Source organism: Phenylobacterium sp. (assembly GCF_030693405.1).
Classification (GTDB): domain Bacteria; phylum Pseudomonadota; class Alphaproteobacteria; order Caulobacterales; family Caulobacteraceae; genus Phenylobacterium.
The window spans coordinates 1-15,172 of the sequence record NZ_JAUYAW010000074.1 but is presented as its reverse complement, the minus strand read 5'-3'; the positions used below and the strand labels follow the sequence as shown (position 1 = coordinate 15,172).

13 protein-coding genes are annotated in these 15,172 nt (G+C 66.1%); 8 read left to right on the top strand and 5 right to left on the bottom strand.

Features of this window, described 5'->3' with window-relative positions:
* Positions 1–14: 14 nt before the first annotated feature.
* The 5 genes from Q8N19_RS16035 to hflX all read left to right on the top strand — a co-directional run bounded on the left by Q8N19_RS16035 (position 15) and on the right by hflX (position 6,181).
* Complete coding sequence (locus Q8N19_RS16035) at positions 15–2,255, top strand: ATP-binding protein (RefSeq protein ID WP_371133882.1); 2,241 nt, start codon at positions 15–17, stop codon at positions 2,253–2,255.
* Positions 2,245–3,636: a sigma-54 dependent transcriptional regulator gene (locus tag Q8N19_RS16030; RefSeq protein WP_305592393.1), complete on the top strand. Its 1,392-nt coding sequence runs from the start codon at positions 2,245–2,247 to the stop codon at positions 3,634–3,636. The genes Q8N19_RS16035 and Q8N19_RS16030 overlap by 11 nt, the downstream gene beginning before the upstream one ends.
* Before the next feature lie 2 nt (positions 3,637–3,638).
* On the top strand, positions 3,639–4,502 hold the full coding sequence (locus tag Q8N19_RS16025) for a D-amino-acid transaminase (protein WP_305592391.1): 864 nt from the start codon (positions 3,639–3,641) through the stop codon (positions 4,500–4,502).
* A 99-nt stretch (positions 4,503–4,601) separates the two neighbouring features.
* Positions 4,602–4,847 (top strand): RNA chaperone Hfq, encoded by a 246-nt coding sequence (gene hfq / locus Q8N19_RS16020; RefSeq protein ID WP_293318910.1) that lies wholly within the window; start codon positions 4,602–4,604, stop codon positions 4,845–4,847.
* On the top strand, positions 4,844–6,181 hold the full coding sequence (gene hflX / locus Q8N19_RS16015; RefSeq protein ID WP_305592388.1) for a GTPase HflX: 1,338 nt from the start codon (positions 4,844–4,846) through the stop codon (positions 6,179–6,181). Before hfq ends, hflX begins: the two co-directional genes overlap by 4 nt.
* On the opposite strand, the gene mazG is transcribed toward hflX, so the two are convergent.
* From mazG to Q8N19_RS15995, 4 genes are all read right to left on the bottom strand, one after another.
* A complete protein-coding gene (mazG, locus tag Q8N19_RS16010) occupies positions 6,178–6,990 on the bottom strand; it encodes a nucleoside triphosphate pyrophosphohydrolase (RefSeq protein ID WP_305592386.1) in 813 nt (270 codons plus the stop codon). The genes hflX and mazG overlap by 4 nt on opposite strands.
* Positions 6,965–8,368, bottom strand: coding sequence for an MFS transporter (locus tag Q8N19_RS16005; protein ID WP_305592384.1), 1,404 nt, complete (start codon positions 8,366–8,368; stop codon positions 6,965–6,967). The genes mazG and Q8N19_RS16005 overlap by 26 nt, the downstream gene beginning before the upstream one ends.
* A 66-nt stretch (positions 8,369–8,434) precedes the next feature.
* Positions 8,435–8,971: a hypothetical protein gene (locus tag Q8N19_RS16000; RefSeq protein ID WP_305592382.1), complete on the bottom strand. Its 537-nt coding sequence runs from the start codon at positions 8,969–8,971 to the stop codon at positions 8,435–8,437.
* Positions 8,972–9,056: 85 nt separating this feature from the next.
* A complete protein-coding gene (locus Q8N19_RS15995; protein ID WP_305592380.1) occupies positions 9,057–9,827 on the bottom strand; it encodes a TIGR00730 family Rossman fold protein in 771 nt (256 codons plus the stop codon).
* 200 nt (positions 9,828–10,027) lie between these two features.
* Here Q8N19_RS15995 and Q8N19_RS15990 point away from each other — a divergent pair, with 200 nt between their 5' ends.
* On the top strand, positions 10,028–10,306 hold the full coding sequence (locus tag Q8N19_RS15990; protein WP_304752677.1) for an HU family DNA-binding protein: 279 nt from the start codon (positions 10,028–10,030) through the stop codon (positions 10,304–10,306).
* A gap of 174 nt (positions 10,307–10,480) precedes the next feature.
* Here Q8N19_RS15990 and Q8N19_RS15985 read toward each other — a convergent pair whose 3' ends face one another.
* Complete coding sequence (locus Q8N19_RS15985; protein WP_305592378.1) at positions 10,481–12,100, bottom strand: Na/Pi cotransporter family protein; 1,620 nt, start codon at positions 12,098–12,100, stop codon at positions 10,481–10,483.
* Positions 12,101–12,757: 657 nt separating this feature from the next.
* Here Q8N19_RS15985 and Q8N19_RS15980 point away from each other — a divergent pair.
* Complete coding sequence (locus Q8N19_RS15980; RefSeq protein WP_305592376.1) at positions 12,758–13,240, top strand: hypothetical protein; 483 nt, start codon at positions 12,758–12,760, stop codon at positions 13,238–13,240.
* A gap of 421 nt (positions 13,241–13,661) precedes the next feature.
* Positions 13,662–14,906 (top strand): hypothetical protein, encoded by a 1,245-nt coding sequence (locus Q8N19_RS15975; protein ID WP_305592374.1) that lies wholly within the window; start codon positions 13,662–13,664, stop codon positions 14,904–14,906.
* The last annotated feature ends 266 nt before the right edge of the window (positions 14,907–15,172 follow it).

Sequence of the window (15,172 nt, the reverse complement as noted above, 5' to 3'; positions counted from 1 at the left end):
TAGGCTGCGGCATCATGACGTCGCTGGTCGGGAGCCTGGAAACCGCAAGACCGTCCGCCAGACTCTGGCGTGCGATGCAGTCGAGATATGTGCTCGGCGGCGGCTATCTGCTGGCGGCCATCCTGACGGCCGTGGCGATCCTGCTGGCGGCCTCGCCGCCGGAGGCGGGTCCGCTGCGGCCGGCCTCCAACGCCATCCTGACGGTGCTCAGCCTCAATCTGGTGCTGATCCTGACTCTGGCGGCACTGGTCGGTTTCCGCCTGCTGGCCCTTCTGGACGCGCGCTCGGTGGACGCCGGCGCGCGACTGCATCTGCGCTTTGTGACCCTATTCGCCCTGGCCGCCGTGGCGCCGGCCGTCGTCGTGGCCCTGTTCTATGGGGTGCTGGTCAATCGGGGCGTGGACAACTGGTTCAGTGAGCGGGTGCAGACCGTGGTGGAGAATTCCGCCACCGTGGCGCGATCCTATGTGGAGGATCAGAAGCGGTACATCGGCGAGCACGTCTCGCTGATGTCGGTGGACCTCAACCGGGCCGCTCCGGCCTTGGCCACGTCGCCGGTGACCTTCACCCACTTTCTGTCCTATCAGGCCTCCTATCACGCCTTTCCCGCCGCCTATCTGATCGATCGGGAAGGGCGGGTCCTGGCCCGGTCCGAGGCGCCGGACGCGCCCCCCTTCGTGGTGCCGCCGGAATCGAGTTTCCAGGCCGCCGATGAGGGCGACATTTCGGTGCCGGCCTTCGACTCCTCCGATCTGATGCGCGCCCTCTACCGGCTGAACGGCTATCCGGACGCCTATCTCTATGTGGCGCGGCCGGTGGAGTCGGGGATCATCACGCACCTGATCGAGGCGGAAGGTTCCCTGATCTCTTACCGTGAGGCCGCTCAGAGCCGGGCCCGGATCCAGACGGTTTTCGCGCTGAGCTATGTCGAGACCGCCCTTCTGGTGCTGGTGGGCGCCGTCTGGCTTGGCATGTCGGCCGCCAACGCGATTTCCGGCCCCGTCGCCCGCCTGGTCCAGGCCGCTGGGCGCGTCGCCAGTGGTGATCTTAGCGCCAGGGTGGATTCGCGGAATGACCCTGAGGAAATCGCCGTACTTTCCCGTGCTTTCAACAGCATGACACATGATCTTCAGGCGCAGCAGGAAGCGCTGAGGCGCGCGAGCGATGAGGCTGAGGGCCGACGGGAGTTCATCGAGACCGTCCTGTCGGAAGTCAGCGCTGGCGTCATCGGCCTGGACAGTCATGGTCGCATCTCGGCCCTCAACCGGCAGGCCGCCCAGCTTCTTGAGCTGAGCGATGGATCGGTCGACGGGCTGACCTTGGCCGAACTCGCCCCTGAGCTTAGCGCCGTGGCTGGGGAGGCGGCGGTGTCCGGAGAGGCGGAAGCCGAGGTGGACATTCAGCGGGCCAGGGAGAGCCACCGGCTGCGGGTGCGCGCCAGCCGGAGCGAGAGCGGGCTGGTCCTGACCTTCGACGACATCACACGCCTCGTGGCCGCGCAGCGCAACGCCGCCTGGAAGGACGTGGCGCGGCGGATCGCGCATGAAATCAAGAACCCGCTGACACCGATCCAGCTGTCGGCCGAGCGCCTTCGCCGGAAGTTCCGCAAGGATGTGGCCGCCGCCGACCTAGAGACCTTCGACCGCTGCACCGACACCATTGTGCGTCAGGTGGGTGACATCGGCCGGATGGTTGACGAGTTCTCGGCCTTCGCCCGCATGCCGGCGCCCAGGTTCTCACCGCAGGATCTGGCGGAGTTGGTGAGGGCTCAGGTCTTTGCGCAAGGGGTCGCCAATCCGGGCCTGAAGATCGTGCTCGCCGAGCCCGCGCCGGAGGTGTCGGTCATGGCCGATGGCCGGATGCTGGCCCAAGCCCTGACGAACATCCTCAAGAACGCCGCCGAGGCGGTGCATGCCCGGACAGAGACCACGCCCCGCCCAGCCGGCCGCATCAATGTGCGGATGACGCTCGCCGATGAGACGGTGACGATCGTGGTTGAGGACAATGGCGTCGGGCTCCCGGAGAAGGACCGCGACCGCCTGACCGAGCCCTATATCACCACCCGTGAAAAGGGCACCGGGCTGGGCCTGGCCATCGTCAAGCGGATCCTGGAGGACCATGGCGGCGAGTTGGTCCTGACCGATGCTTCGCGGGGGCGTGGCGCCCGAGTGATCCTGAGCCTGCCGGTCGCCCATCGCCCGGTGGCCACCGTGGAGTCTGCATTGATGTTCGAAGGAGAAGCCCATGGCCGCTGATGTGCTGGTGGTGGACGACGAGGCCGACATCCGTGATCTGGTGGCCGGAATCCTGTCCGACGAGGGCTATGAGGTCCGCACCGCCTCGGACTCCGAGAGCGCCCTGGCCGCCGTGCGCGCCAGGCGGCCCTCGCTGCTGATCCTGGACATCTGGATGCAGGGCGGCGGGATGGATGGGCTGGAGCTTCTTGACCTCCTGAAGTCCCTGGACCCCGACTTGCCGGTGGTGATGATCTCTGGTCACGGCAATATCGAGACGGCGGTCAGCGCCATCAAGCGCGGCGCCTACGACTTCCTGGAGAAGCCCTTCAAGTCCGACCGGCTGTTGCTGGTGGTCGACCGCGCCCTGGAGGCGGCCAATCTGCGCCGGGAGAACCGCCGCCTGAGGACCCAGGCCATCATGCCCGAAGGGCTGATCGGCAAGTCCATGCCGGCCCAGCACCTGCGCCAGATGATCGCCAAGCTGGCCGCCGCCAACAGCCGTGTGCTGATCGCTGGCCCCCCGGGGTCGGGCAAGGAGACCGTCGCGCGGCTGATCCACTCGGCCAGCCCCCGGGCCAAGGGCGAGTTCGTGGCCATCAGCGCCGCCGGCATGACGCCTGAGCGCATGGACGTGGAGCTGTTCGGGGTTGAGGGCGAGGGCGGCCGTCCCGGCAAGATCGGCGTCTTTGAACGCGCCCACGCCGGCACCCTCTATCTCGACGAGGTGGCCGACATGCCGCGGGAGACCCAGAGCCGGATCCTGCGCGTCCTGGTGGAGCAGCGCTTCCGCCGGGTGAACGGCGACGCCGATGTCCAGGTGGATGTCCGCGTGATCTCCTCGACCTCCCGGAACCTGCGCCAGGAAATCGCCGAAGGGCGGTTCCGCGAAGATCTGTTCCATCGCCTGAACGTGGTGCCCGTGGCGGTGCCCGGGGTCTCGGAGCGGCGGGAGGATATCCCCGAGCTGGTGGAGAACTTCATCGAGCGCATCTGCGAGGCCAGCGGCATGCCCCGACGGATCCTGTCTGAAGACGCCATCGGCGCCCTGCAGGTCCGCCCCTGGCCCGGCAATCTGCGCCAGCTGCGCAATGTCGTGGAGCGCATGCTGATCCTGAGCTCCGGCGACCCCAAGGAACCGATCACCGCAGAGATGGTGCCCTCCGACGCACAGCCTGCCGACGGGGGCGGTCTGCTGGGCGCCGACAAGATCATCGCCCTGCCGCTGCGCGAAGCGCGCGAGACCTTCGAACGGGAGTATCTCAGCGCCCAGATGATGCGCTTCTCCGGCAACATCTCTCGGACCGCGGCCTTCATCGGCATGGAGCGCTCGGCCCTGCACCGTAAACTCAAGTCCCTGGGTCTGTCCGGGGCGCGCGCGCTCGAGGAGGGCGTCGAATAGCCATGGGGCGCATCGCCTATGTGAATGGCCGCTATCAGCGGCACGCCGACGCCGCCGTCCATATCGAGGACCGGGGCTACCAGTTGGCCGACGCGGTCTATGAGGTCTGGTCGGTGTTTGGCGGCAAGCTCGCCGACGCCGAGGGCCACTTCGCCCGCCTGGCCCGCAGCCTTGGCGAGCTGCAGATCCCCGAGCCCATGTCGCGGGCGGCCCTGACCATCGTCCTGCGCGAGGTGCTGCGGCGAAATCTGGTTCGTGAAGGCCTGATCTATCTGCAGATCAGCCGTGGTGTGGCGCCCCGTGACCACGCCTTCCCTGAGGGCGACCTCAGTCCCTCAGTGGTCATCACCGCCAAGAGTCTCGACCGCGCCGCCTCAGAGGCCAAGGCGGCCAAGGGCATCGCCGTTATCACCACCCCGGAGAACCGCTGGGGCCGCTGCGACATCAAGACGGTGGGCCTGCTGCCCAATGTCCTGGCCAGACAGGCCGCCCGGGAGCGCGGGGCGGGGGAGGCCCTGTTCGTCGATGATCTGGGTTTGATCACCGAGGGCGCCTCGGCCAACGCCTGGATTCTCGACGGCAATGGCGTGCTGCGCACCCGCGACACCCAGGCCAACATCCTGCGCGGCGTCACCCGACGCACCCTGCTTGACGTGATCGCCGAGGCCGGCCTGAAGGTGGAGGAACGGCCCTTCACGCCCGAAGACATGGCCCAGGCCAAGGAAGCCTTCATCACCGGAGCCGGCTCGCTGGTGTTGCCGGTGATCGCCATCGACGGACAGCCCATCGGCGGCGGCGCGCCGGGTCCTGTGGCGAAGCGCCTGCGGAGCCTCTATATCGAGCGGGCGAAGCAGACCGCCGTCTGAGTAGCCGACCGTGATTGCACGGCGGCTCAAGGTTGGACTAGCTTGCCTTATGTGTGTGGGGGCGCGTGGCCCCTCAATCGGAGAAAAGGGCGAAAAGCCATGAGCGAAAAAAAGCAGAACCTGCAGGACACCTTCCTCAACAGCGTCCGCAAGGCCAAGACCCCCCTGACCATCTTCCTCGTCAACGGCGTCAAGCTGCAGGGCGTGGTCAGCTGGTTCGATAATTTCTGCGTGCTCCTGCGCCGCGATGGCCAGTCCCAGCTGGTCTACAAGCACGCCATCTCCACCATTATGCCGGCCCAGCCTGTTCAGCTGTATGAGCCGGCGGAAGACGAGACCGATTGAGTTCCCCATCCATCGACCATGAGACGCCCGTCCAGGGCGCGCTCATCATCCATCCCGAACGCGAGGGCCGTGGCGGCGCCCGGTCCTCCCAGGCGCGCCTGGAAGAGGCCGAAGGTCTCGCCCTGGCTCTTGATCTCGAAATCCGCCGGGGCATGGTCGCCCCGGTGCGCAAGCGCATGCCCGCCACCCTGTTCGGCAAGGGCAAGGTGGCCGAGATCGGCGAGCTCTGCGAAGAGCTCGAGATCGATGTGGCGGTCGTCGACGACGCCCTGACGCCGGTCCAGCAGCGCAATCTGGAAAAGGCCTGGAAGGTGAAGGTCATCGACCGCACCGGCCTGATCCTGGAGATCTTCGCCAGGCGGGCCCGCACGCGGGAGGGTCGGCTTCAGGTGGAGCTGGCCAGGCTGTCCTATGAGCGCTCGCGCCTGGTCCGCACCTGGACCCACCTGGAACGCCAGCGCGGCGGCTTCGGGGTCATGGGCGGGCCTGGCGAAACTCAGATCGAGACCGACCGCCGCCTGCTGGCTGAAAAGATCGGCCGCCTGAAGAAGGAGCTGGTGGAGGTGCGCCGCACCCGCACCCTTCAGCGCTCGGCCCGCAAGCGCCGGCCCTATCCGGTGGTGGCCCTGGTCGGCTACACCAATGCGGGAAAGTCCACCCTGTTCAACCGCCTGACCGATTCCAAGGTCATGGCCGAGGATATGCTGTTCGCCACCCTCGACCCGACCCTGCGGATGCTGAACCTGCCCGACGGACGGCCGGCCATCCTGTCGGATACGGTGGGCTTCTTCTCAGACCTGCCGCACGAACTGGTGGAAGCCTTCCGGGCCACCCTGGAAGAGGTCAAAGAAGCCGACGTCATCCTGCACGTCCGCGACATCGCCAGCCCGGAAAGCGCGGCTGAGGCCGCCGATGTCCGCGAAGTGCTGCAACGTCTCGGCGTCGATATGGATGAGCGCCGCGTCCTTGAGGTCTGGAACAAGATCGACCTGACGCCCGAAGAGGACCGGCCGATGCTGGAGGGGGACGCGCGGCGCGCCCATCCGCCGGCCCTGCTGGTCTCGGCGGTGACCGGGGAGGGGGTCACCCCCTTGCTGCTCGCCGTGGCCGACCTGGTGGACGAGTCGCCCGCGGTGGAGGCCCATCTGCCGGCCGGGGAGGGGGCGGCGATCGCCTGGCTCTATCAGAACGGCCGGGTGGTCGATCGCCAGACCGATGATGACGGCGCCGTACGCATGGCCGTGCGCCTGACGCCCAAGGCCCTCGGACAGTTCGAGCAGTTGTTCCCGCGGATCGACCTTGGCGCCGTCTCGCCGGGCGCGGACGACCTCTAGCCGCGCTCAGTGGCCTTGGCGGCGTCCCAAAGGGCGTCCATCTCGGCGAGGTCGGACTCCTCAGGCGTTCGGCCCCGTTCGGCCAGCGCGGCTTCGATGAAGTGGAAACGGCGGGCGAACTTGGCGTTGGTGGCCCGCAGGGCGTCCTCGGGCTCGATGTCGAGCTTGCGGGCCAGATTGGCCATGACGAACAGGACGTCGCCGATCTCCCCGCGCAGGGCGTCCCTGTCGCCCGTGGCGATCTCGGCCTCCATCTCGCCGATCTCCTCGCGCAGCTTTTCCAGCACAAAGGACACTTCGGGCCAATCAAAGCCCACCCGGGCGGCGCGCTTGGTCAGCTTCACGGCCCGGGTCATGGCCGGAAGCCCGGCGGGCACATCGTCCAGCAGGCTGCGGTCGCGGCCCTTGCCGGCCCGCTCCTGCGCCTTCATCGCCTCCCAGGCCGCCGTCTGCGCCTCGCCGGTGGCATAGGTCTCCTCGCCGAAGACGTGGGGATGGCGGCGGATCATCTTGTCATTGATGGCGCGGGCCACGTCCTCGAAGGCGAAGGCCCCCTGCTCCTGCGCGATGCGGGCGTGGAACACCACCTGCAGCAGCAGGTCGCCGAGTTCTTCCTTCAGGTCCGCCAGATCGTTGCGCTCAATGGCGTCGGCCACCTCATAGGCCTCCTCCACCGTATAGGGGGCGATGGTGGCGAAGCTCTGCTCAAGGTCCCAGGGACAGCCATCCACCGGGTCGCGCAGCCGCGCCATGATGGCCAGCAGACGCTCCAGGGGCGGCAGGTCACTGGGCGGGGCGGATGACGGCATGGATCTCCTCGGAGGTCTTGGGCTCGGCGCCGAACTCCGGCGCGGCTTCGGCCAGGTCCCGGGCCTCCAGGGCGCTCCGGATTTCGGCGTGCCGCTCCGCATTCAGGGGGTAGTTCATGATGATCCAGCCGGCCAGCAGAGACAGGACGGCCGGAGCCGCGAGAAACATCACCTGCAACCCCAGGAGGCCGGAGGTGGAGTCCGCCGCCCGGGCGTCGAAGCCCACCAGGTCGAGGCCCACATAGGTGATGCCGATGGCGGCGGCCGAGCCGATCTTCACCGTCCCACTCAGCAGAGCGTAGAGCAGGCCTGTACGATCAGCGCCAGATTCCAGCCGCTCCTCGTCGCCCACATCGGCCATCATCGCCCGCAGAAGGAAGGGGCCGGCCGAGAAGGGCAGGCCGATCAGGAACATCAAGCCGGCGGCGATCAGCCAGGCGCCCGGAGGGATGACCAGGGCGCCGGCGGTGACGATGGCGTAGAAGACGGTCGAGACCGCCAGGGCGCGGTGCTTGCCCATCTTGTAGGACAGCCGCGTCCAGATGGGGCCGCCTACCAGGCCGCCGATGAAATAGACCAGCAGCAGGCCTCCGGCCTCGGCCTTGTCGAAGGCCTTGATCCGCTCGAAGTAGAAGAAGAACAGCGCCCCGGTGATCGCCGGCCCGGTGCCGATGGCGAGGTCGGCGGCCAGCAGGCGCCGCACGCTGTTGCGTTTGAAGAGGCCGAGATACTCCTTCAAGCCTGACCTCTGTTGAGGCCGCACGATGAAAGGCTCGGGCACCTTCCACAGCGCCAGGAGACCGGTCAGCGGCAGGAGCAGGATGATGAACCATCCCATGGCCTCCACGCCCATGGCGTGACCGGGCACGCCCAGCAGGCCGAGCAGCGGGGGTAGGGTGAGGACCAGGATCATCCCCACCACATTGCCCCCCTGCCACCAGGAATAGATGCGTGATCGCTCGTCATAGCCTGGCGACAGCACCGAGCCCCACGACAGGTGAGCCAGGGTGGCGATGGAAAAGCCGCCATAGATGACCAGCAGCCACAGCCAGAGATAGCCGACGCCGACCCCTGGCCGCGCCATGAACAACATATAGGCCGCCAGCATCAGGATCGGGATGCCGATGCCGAACCACAGCCGGAAGCGTCCGAACCGGGTCCGGGTCTTGTCCATCACCCCGCCGATGAAAGGATCGAAGGCGATATCGAGGAGGCGCACGCCCATGAAGGCGGCCCCGACGGCTGAGAGGCTCAGGCCCAGTTCGTTGGCGTAGAATTCCGGGAGGTAGACCACCAGGGGAAGCCCAAGGCCCGCCAGGGGCAGGCAGGGCGCGGCCAGCGCCGCCAGGATCCAGCTAGAGCGGCGCTCAGACGACATTCGAAATCTCACGGGAACTACTGGTCCCCGATCTGACCCCGCGCCGCCGCACAAGGCAAGCCTGGGTCAGCGCAGGGCGTAAAGCTGACCTCGGCTCAGTCGATGGCTGAACCGCTCGAACGCCCACTGGGCGTCGCCCCAGACCGCCTGCCGCCGGGAATCGGTCAGGTCAGAGGCGTACCAGGTGAAGCTCACCGGCATCACTTCACCGTCAAAGGTGGTCATCTCCCCCTCTATCCGGGCGCCGCCGAGGGACGCGCTGCGGAAGGAGAGACCCGGACGGGAGATCATCTCCTGACGGGTCGGTCGGCTGGGTTTCAGATCAACCAGGACCAGATCAACTCGGCCCCCCGCCATCACCCCCATCTGCTCCAGGTCGGCGGTGACCAGCGCCTTGAGCCGCTCGGCCTGATCTTTCACCTCGGTCAGCCCATAAGTCGTCTCCGCGCTCTCAATGAGGGCGGGCGCCAGCCGGACACTCACCAGAGGCGCAGCCGCCGCGGAAACGGTCGGGACATCCCCCTGGCCCGCCAGGGCGGGCGAAGCCAGGGCAGGGACCAGGACCAGGCTCGCGGCGAGGATCAGATGTGAAACGGCGGGCATGAACAGCCTCCTCTGGATCGCCGTAGGGTTGAGGCAAGACCGTGGCGCGACTGTGGCGCCGGGGCTTATCTCAGGACGAGGAACCTCAATCCACGGCGTGTAAGCCCTTGGCCTCCAGCATCGCCCAAATCTCCTCTGGGGTTTCGGCGAACCCGAACAGGTCCAGGTCCTGAGGGGAGATCATGCCGTGCTCAGCCAAGGCCTCGAAATTGATGACCCTGGACCAGTAAGCCTGGTCACAGAGAACGATCGGGATGGGGGGGCTTTTATGCGTCTGGCGCAGGGTGAGCAGTTCGAACAGCTCATCCAGTGTGCCAAACCCCCCGGGAAAGATCACCAGGGCGCTGGCGCGCATGGCCAGGTGCATCTTTCGCATGGCGAAATAGTGGAACTGGAAGGTGAGCTCCGGGGTGGAGTAGGGGTTGGGGACCTGTTCGTGGGGCAGGGTGATGTTGAACCCGATCGAGGGAGCGCCGACCTCGTATGCGCCTCGGTTCGCCGCCTCCATGATGCCGGGCCCGCCCCCTGTGGCGATGACGTTATGACGCCCCTCGCGGCCATTGAGCAGGGCGCCGCCGGTCAGGGAGGCCAGCGCGCCGAACCGTCGGGCCGTGTCGTACCATTGCGCCTGGCGTCCAGGGCCGTCGGGGGCCACACGGGCGCTGCCGAACACCACGATCGTCGAGACGACCCCCCAGGCCCGCAAGGCGTCTTCCGCCTTGGAGTACTCCAGGAGAAACCTCACCCCACGCATCGAGTCTCCTAGAAGGAATTCCTGGTCCAAAGCCGCCAGCCTGTAGGACGGCGAGCCGAGTTGGAGGTCGGGATTCGGCGGCGATTTCGGGGTTTCTGACATGGCTTAAGCTTGCCGGGAGTCGCCCGGTGCGGTCCACCTGACCTCGCCGCAACCCTGACGCCTGATGGACATCGTGTACCATCGTTCACCCTAAGGGTGCAAAATTCCCTTGAATCGACGGCGATTGGGCCATTTGCTCAGGTGACACCGGCGCCCGCCCTTGGCAGTGTCGAAAGCTGATTCCCAACCTGGAGCCATCCATGAACACCTCCGACATCATCGATCGCGTCGCCGCGGCCGACGACAAGCTGACCAAGGCGCAAGCCAAGCAGATCGTGGACGGCGTCTTCGCCGCGATTCGCGACGCCGCCATCAGCGGCGAGGAAGTGTCCCTGCCGGGCTTCGGCAAGTTCAAGGTGCAGAACAAGCCGGCGCGCACGGGCCGCAACCCCCAGACCGGCGAAGCCGTGCAGATCGCCGCCTCCAAGAAGGTGTCGTTCCAGCCGGCCAAGGCCCTCAAGGACGCTGTGAACGGCTGAGGCCTTACGGACCAGAGACGCTGCGCCCGGCTGATGGGCTAGCATCACGATCAAGGCCGGCGTCCCTAGCGGCGCCGGCCTTTGTCATGTCAGCGGCTGATCCACCTGGTGGGCCAGAGCCGTCGCTTGGCAGGCGCCTCTTGCGCTGGCCCTGGATCGGGCGGCCTGAGCCTTCTAGTCCCCGGCCCTGTGACCTTCCGCCTCCGCATGAGCGGCGTCGGGATGGCCCTCCCAAGGCCCCAGGCGTCGATGGGTTTTCGCCGCCAGCTCGGCGCATCGCCGATGGGCGTCGGCAAGCTCAAGAGCGCTGTCGAGATGGCCGACGGGCAGGACGCCCCTGGCGGTGGCCTGCAACAGATCGGTCTTGACCTGCTGATAGGCGCGCTCCGCGTCGCTGATCAAATTTGCGTAGGCGAGTTCCAGGTCGGAGACCTCAGCGCCAGGCCCCTCCAGGCTATCGGCCAAAGCCCGCCTTAACTCGCTCCAGCTCTGGGATGCCCCCTCTGCGTCTGCGGGCGGCGCCCTCAGCCGCAGGCTCATCCGCTCGATTTCCTCCAGGTGCTGGACAGCGCGAATCACGTCGGGCAGCGCCTCCGTTACGGGAGCGGGAAGGGGACCGGCGCTCATTTCCCCCAAAAAGCTCCGGATGGCTCGCCCAAGCGGCAGGAGTTGGCCTCCGGCCGCCGCGCCCCCGGAAGGCCCTAGGCGACGTCGATGGGCGACCATCTCGAAGGCGGCGTCCCGCATGCGCTCCACCTCAAGAACCACGCCCCGCAGGGCCAAAGCGGGCACCGAGGCGAGGGTGGCGTCGAGGTATCTGGGCCTGGCCAGATCTTCTTCGGCGGTCACGAAACGACCCTGCAGGAAGGCGATCAGCCTCGATCCCATCAGGGCCATGATCAGGGCGCCCAGCAGATTGAACAGGGTATGGAACATGGCCAGGATGGCCGGGGTCTCACCGTGCGGGTTGATACTTGCGGTCAACCACGCGCTCAGCCAAAGGAGCGGGGACAGCAGCGCCAGGGCGGCCAGCGCAGCGACGGCGTTGAAGATCACGTGCCCCACCGCCACCCGCCTCGCCGCAGGCGTTGCGCTGAGGGCGGCCAGAATCGCCGTCGAAGTGGTGCCGATATTGGTCCCGATCACCGCCATGGCGGCGATAGGGAGCGGAACCTCGCCACTGGCCGCGGCGGTCAGGGTCAAGGCGATGGCGGCGCTGGAGGACTGGGTCAGCACCGTGACCACCACCCCAACAGACAGTGCGACCAGCAGACTGATCAGCGTGGCCTCGCTCGGAACCAGAGGCCCCACGTCATGCAGGAGGTCCGAAAAGCCCCCCTGCAGCACACCCACCCCAAGAAAGAACGCCCCAAACCCGGCCATGGCCTGGCCGGCGCCATAGAGACGGGAGCGACCTCGGAACGCCAGCCGCCCCAGCATGCCAAGTCCGATCAACGGCAGGGCCAGCGCTCCTACATCGATCTTCACGCCCACCAGGGCGACCAGCCAGCCGGTCATGGTCGTCCCGACATTGGCCCCGATGATCAGCCAGACCGCCTGAGCCAGATTGAGCAGCCCTGCGTTCACGAATCCCAGGGTCGCCACGGTCACGGCGCTGGAGGACTGCAACAGGGCCGTGATCAGCACGCCAGCCAGAAAGCCGCGTGGCGCCGAACGGGTCCAGGACTCCAGAACCGTCTGCAAAGCGCCGCCGGCCGCCAGCTTCAACCCCTCGGTCATCAACCACATGCCGAGCAGAAACAGGCCTATTCCGCCAAGCAGGGAAGCCAACACACTCAGACTCAAGGCGTCTCACCCATGACCAGCTACCGAGGACCATGAGCCTAGCAGCGCAACGTCCGGTGAGGCGATGGCCAGTCAAGGCGATGGTCAGTCACAAAGCTGTGGGTCCTCTTAGACTTTGAGAATCCACGCCCCTGAAATCCTTCAGCATTTTCGTTGTCGCACACCTCAAACGCATGAGGATTTCCTGGTTCATCTCGAAGATCGCGAGAGAGACTCCTTCTAGGGCGCAGCGCGGATTCGCATGTTGATGGGTATGCCTTCGACCGCGTGGTACTCTCCGCGGCCTCCTGAGCGTCGAGGATGGGCATGTCTGCCATGTCAGGTTGGCGATGAGATCGGCGTCTCGTTAGCGGTTCCTATCCCGTCAGTGCGCCGCGGGGCAGTCGAAGCTGCACTTCGCCTCGGGCACAATCCGCTATGACCGCGTTGGGCTCTGAGGCGACCTTCAGAAGGGCTGCTTCCGGTGACGCTGGATGATCGCGGAAGTGTCGACACGCGCTGCTTTCCGTTCAGCTGGCGGTAGAAGTCGTGCGTGTCCCCATTTTCCAAAAGCTGCTCCACGACTTCCGGCGGGTAAGGCAAGGCCGCTTCCTCTACAATCACCAGGCGCCAGGGTGGGGCCGGCTCAGAAAGGACGACGCGACGATGACCTCGGAACCGAAGGATTGGAAGGAAGAGGCCTACGCCAACTACCTCGCCAGTCTGGCCCGGCAGGACGCCTTGCATCGCCAGCAGCTTGCCGACCGCGGCGAGGTCTCTATCGAGCTTGTGGCGGCCGAGGAAGACGCCGAGCCGGCCAGCGAGGATTTCCAGGTTGGGCTTTCGACCTTCGGCGCGGCGCTGAAAGCCAATGGCGTCCGCTACAGCCAGAGGGCCATCGCCATGGATTCGGTCGATGCCCAAGGCTATCCGCTGGGGGAGTTCATTGCCGTGCTGAAGACCTTGGGCGGGCCAGCGATCGGTGCAGTCGCTCTTGCGGCCGGAGCCTGGGTCCAGACGCGCTATGGGCGGAAGGTCCGTCTGAAGATCGGCGCACTGGAGGCCGAGGGTCGTTCAGTCGAAGAGGTCGAGAAGCTGCTGAAGGTGGCGTCGGACTATCAGAAGCCGCCCGAGACGCCGGACGCCTGACAGATTAGCCTCAGGCTGGGACGACGAATCCAGAGTGTTGGTCTAGGGCGGCCACAAAGACGTTGGTGACACCTATCACTAGAAGACAATATAAACGGCACCGACACTCATGCCTATCAAGTGAAGGTCGCTGTTCCGGAGGGGCGGCGACGCCCGCTTCTGGCGCGACGCAGATCCGCGTGGCGATGCCTGGGATTTGCACAGCCAGACCGCCTAGTCGGGGGCGGTAGCCCCTCTAGCGTGATGGTGAGATTGCTTCACTTGGTCCCCTACAAGCTCCAGGATCGCAATGCGGTTCTTGGTGGTCTGCAAGCTCGCGGCGCGGACGCCGACGAGATGACCCGGGCGAGTCGAAACCGCATTTTCTGCTGAGCCAATTCGGGGTGGGTGCTAGGCTTGGCCCGTCATCCCCGCGCGAACCATGCCAGCAAACCTCTACACCGAAACCCTGATCCGCAAGAGGGATCCGACCCTTGCCGAAGCCCAGGTCCAGGCGCTGGCCGCGGTGTGGGACGAGGTTGTCCAGCGGATCATTAAAGCCCTGTTCGATCTCGAAAAGGCAGTCGAACGCGAACTGCATATCAACATAAAAGCCGAGATGGCGTTCGAACTGGCCCGGCTGATGTTGTTCTACAGCGAGCGGGTCGTCGACAAGCGCGTCGGCGAACGCTGCTTGCAGGACATTGACCCGGAAGCCGAGCGGGCGGAATGCCTTGGCCCGGAGGGCGAGGGGATCATCCTGGAGACCGCTCGGATCGGCCACGAGCAGATCTGGTCCAAGAAGATGGACGAGCGGTGGACGCCCAAGTCGCGAAAAGCCCTTGAGCTTGAGAAGATGCCGCGCCCGCCAGGAAAGCTCGCGGTCAAGCCCGTCACGCACAAGCATTTCATTAGCCGCTGGTTCATTCGCGACTTTTGGGCCGACGGCCCGTCCGCGACGCGGTGGAAACGCAAGGACGGGGAATGGGCGAGGGACGCGATCCTGTTCGCCCAATGGGGCCATCGCACCGGCCTATGGGACGACCGCGTCGAGGCCTATTTCGCTCTGCTGGAGAAAGACGGCAAGCAGCCAATCGAGATGCTGCTGCAGACCATCCCACTCAACCAGCCTCAGCAGCGGGCATTCGTCGGCTATCTCGTGATCCATCTGCTGCGAAGTCCGCGCTTCATCGGCCAGCTTCGGGTGTCGATGCGCGATATGCTCGACGAAGCCGCTCGCGGGGCCGGCATCGAGTTCGATGAGATGGCGCGCCGCGCTTACGCGACCCTCTTCACGGAAAACCAAATCTACGACGTCTACTCGCGCCCAATCATGTGGAGCCAGTGGGCGATCTTGACGGCGCAAGAGCCGGTCTTTGTTCTGCCGGACACCTTCTGTGCACGCGGCTCGATCGACGGCGAACATCGCCTGATCGTCCCGCTGACGCCGACGAAATGTTTCGTCACCCTGGCAGCCAAGGAGGAGGAAAAGCGGGTGGTCCCTTTTACCCATACCGCCGATTCTGCTCTTGGTAGGGCCATATCCCAGCTCCTGATCGAAGCCGCTCAGGACGATTTTTTGGCCCATCGCGACTTCACGCCCGCCATGGCCGACCCGTCGGTAAATTTCGCCAAGGTGCTTGAGGCCCTAGGCGATGCGCTCGGCGATGAACCCCAGGAAGCCTAGGCCACACTGGCAATGCCACCTGCTGCGCGTCTGCCTACACAGCTGGCGAACTTCCGGTTCCGAACGTCCGCATGCCGGACGCAGGCTGAAGGTCGTGTTTCTGGAGCGGTGCCAACACCCGCTAATGTTGAGGGTTTCGGATGCCGGCCCCAGCGCATGCTGATGGGTCCGGCTGCGGGCTGGCGTCCGGAAGCCTTCAGGGGAGGAAGCCGCGGTCAGCTGGCGGAGCGCTGGTGATGCTGGATGCGGCTATGGGGATATCGCCC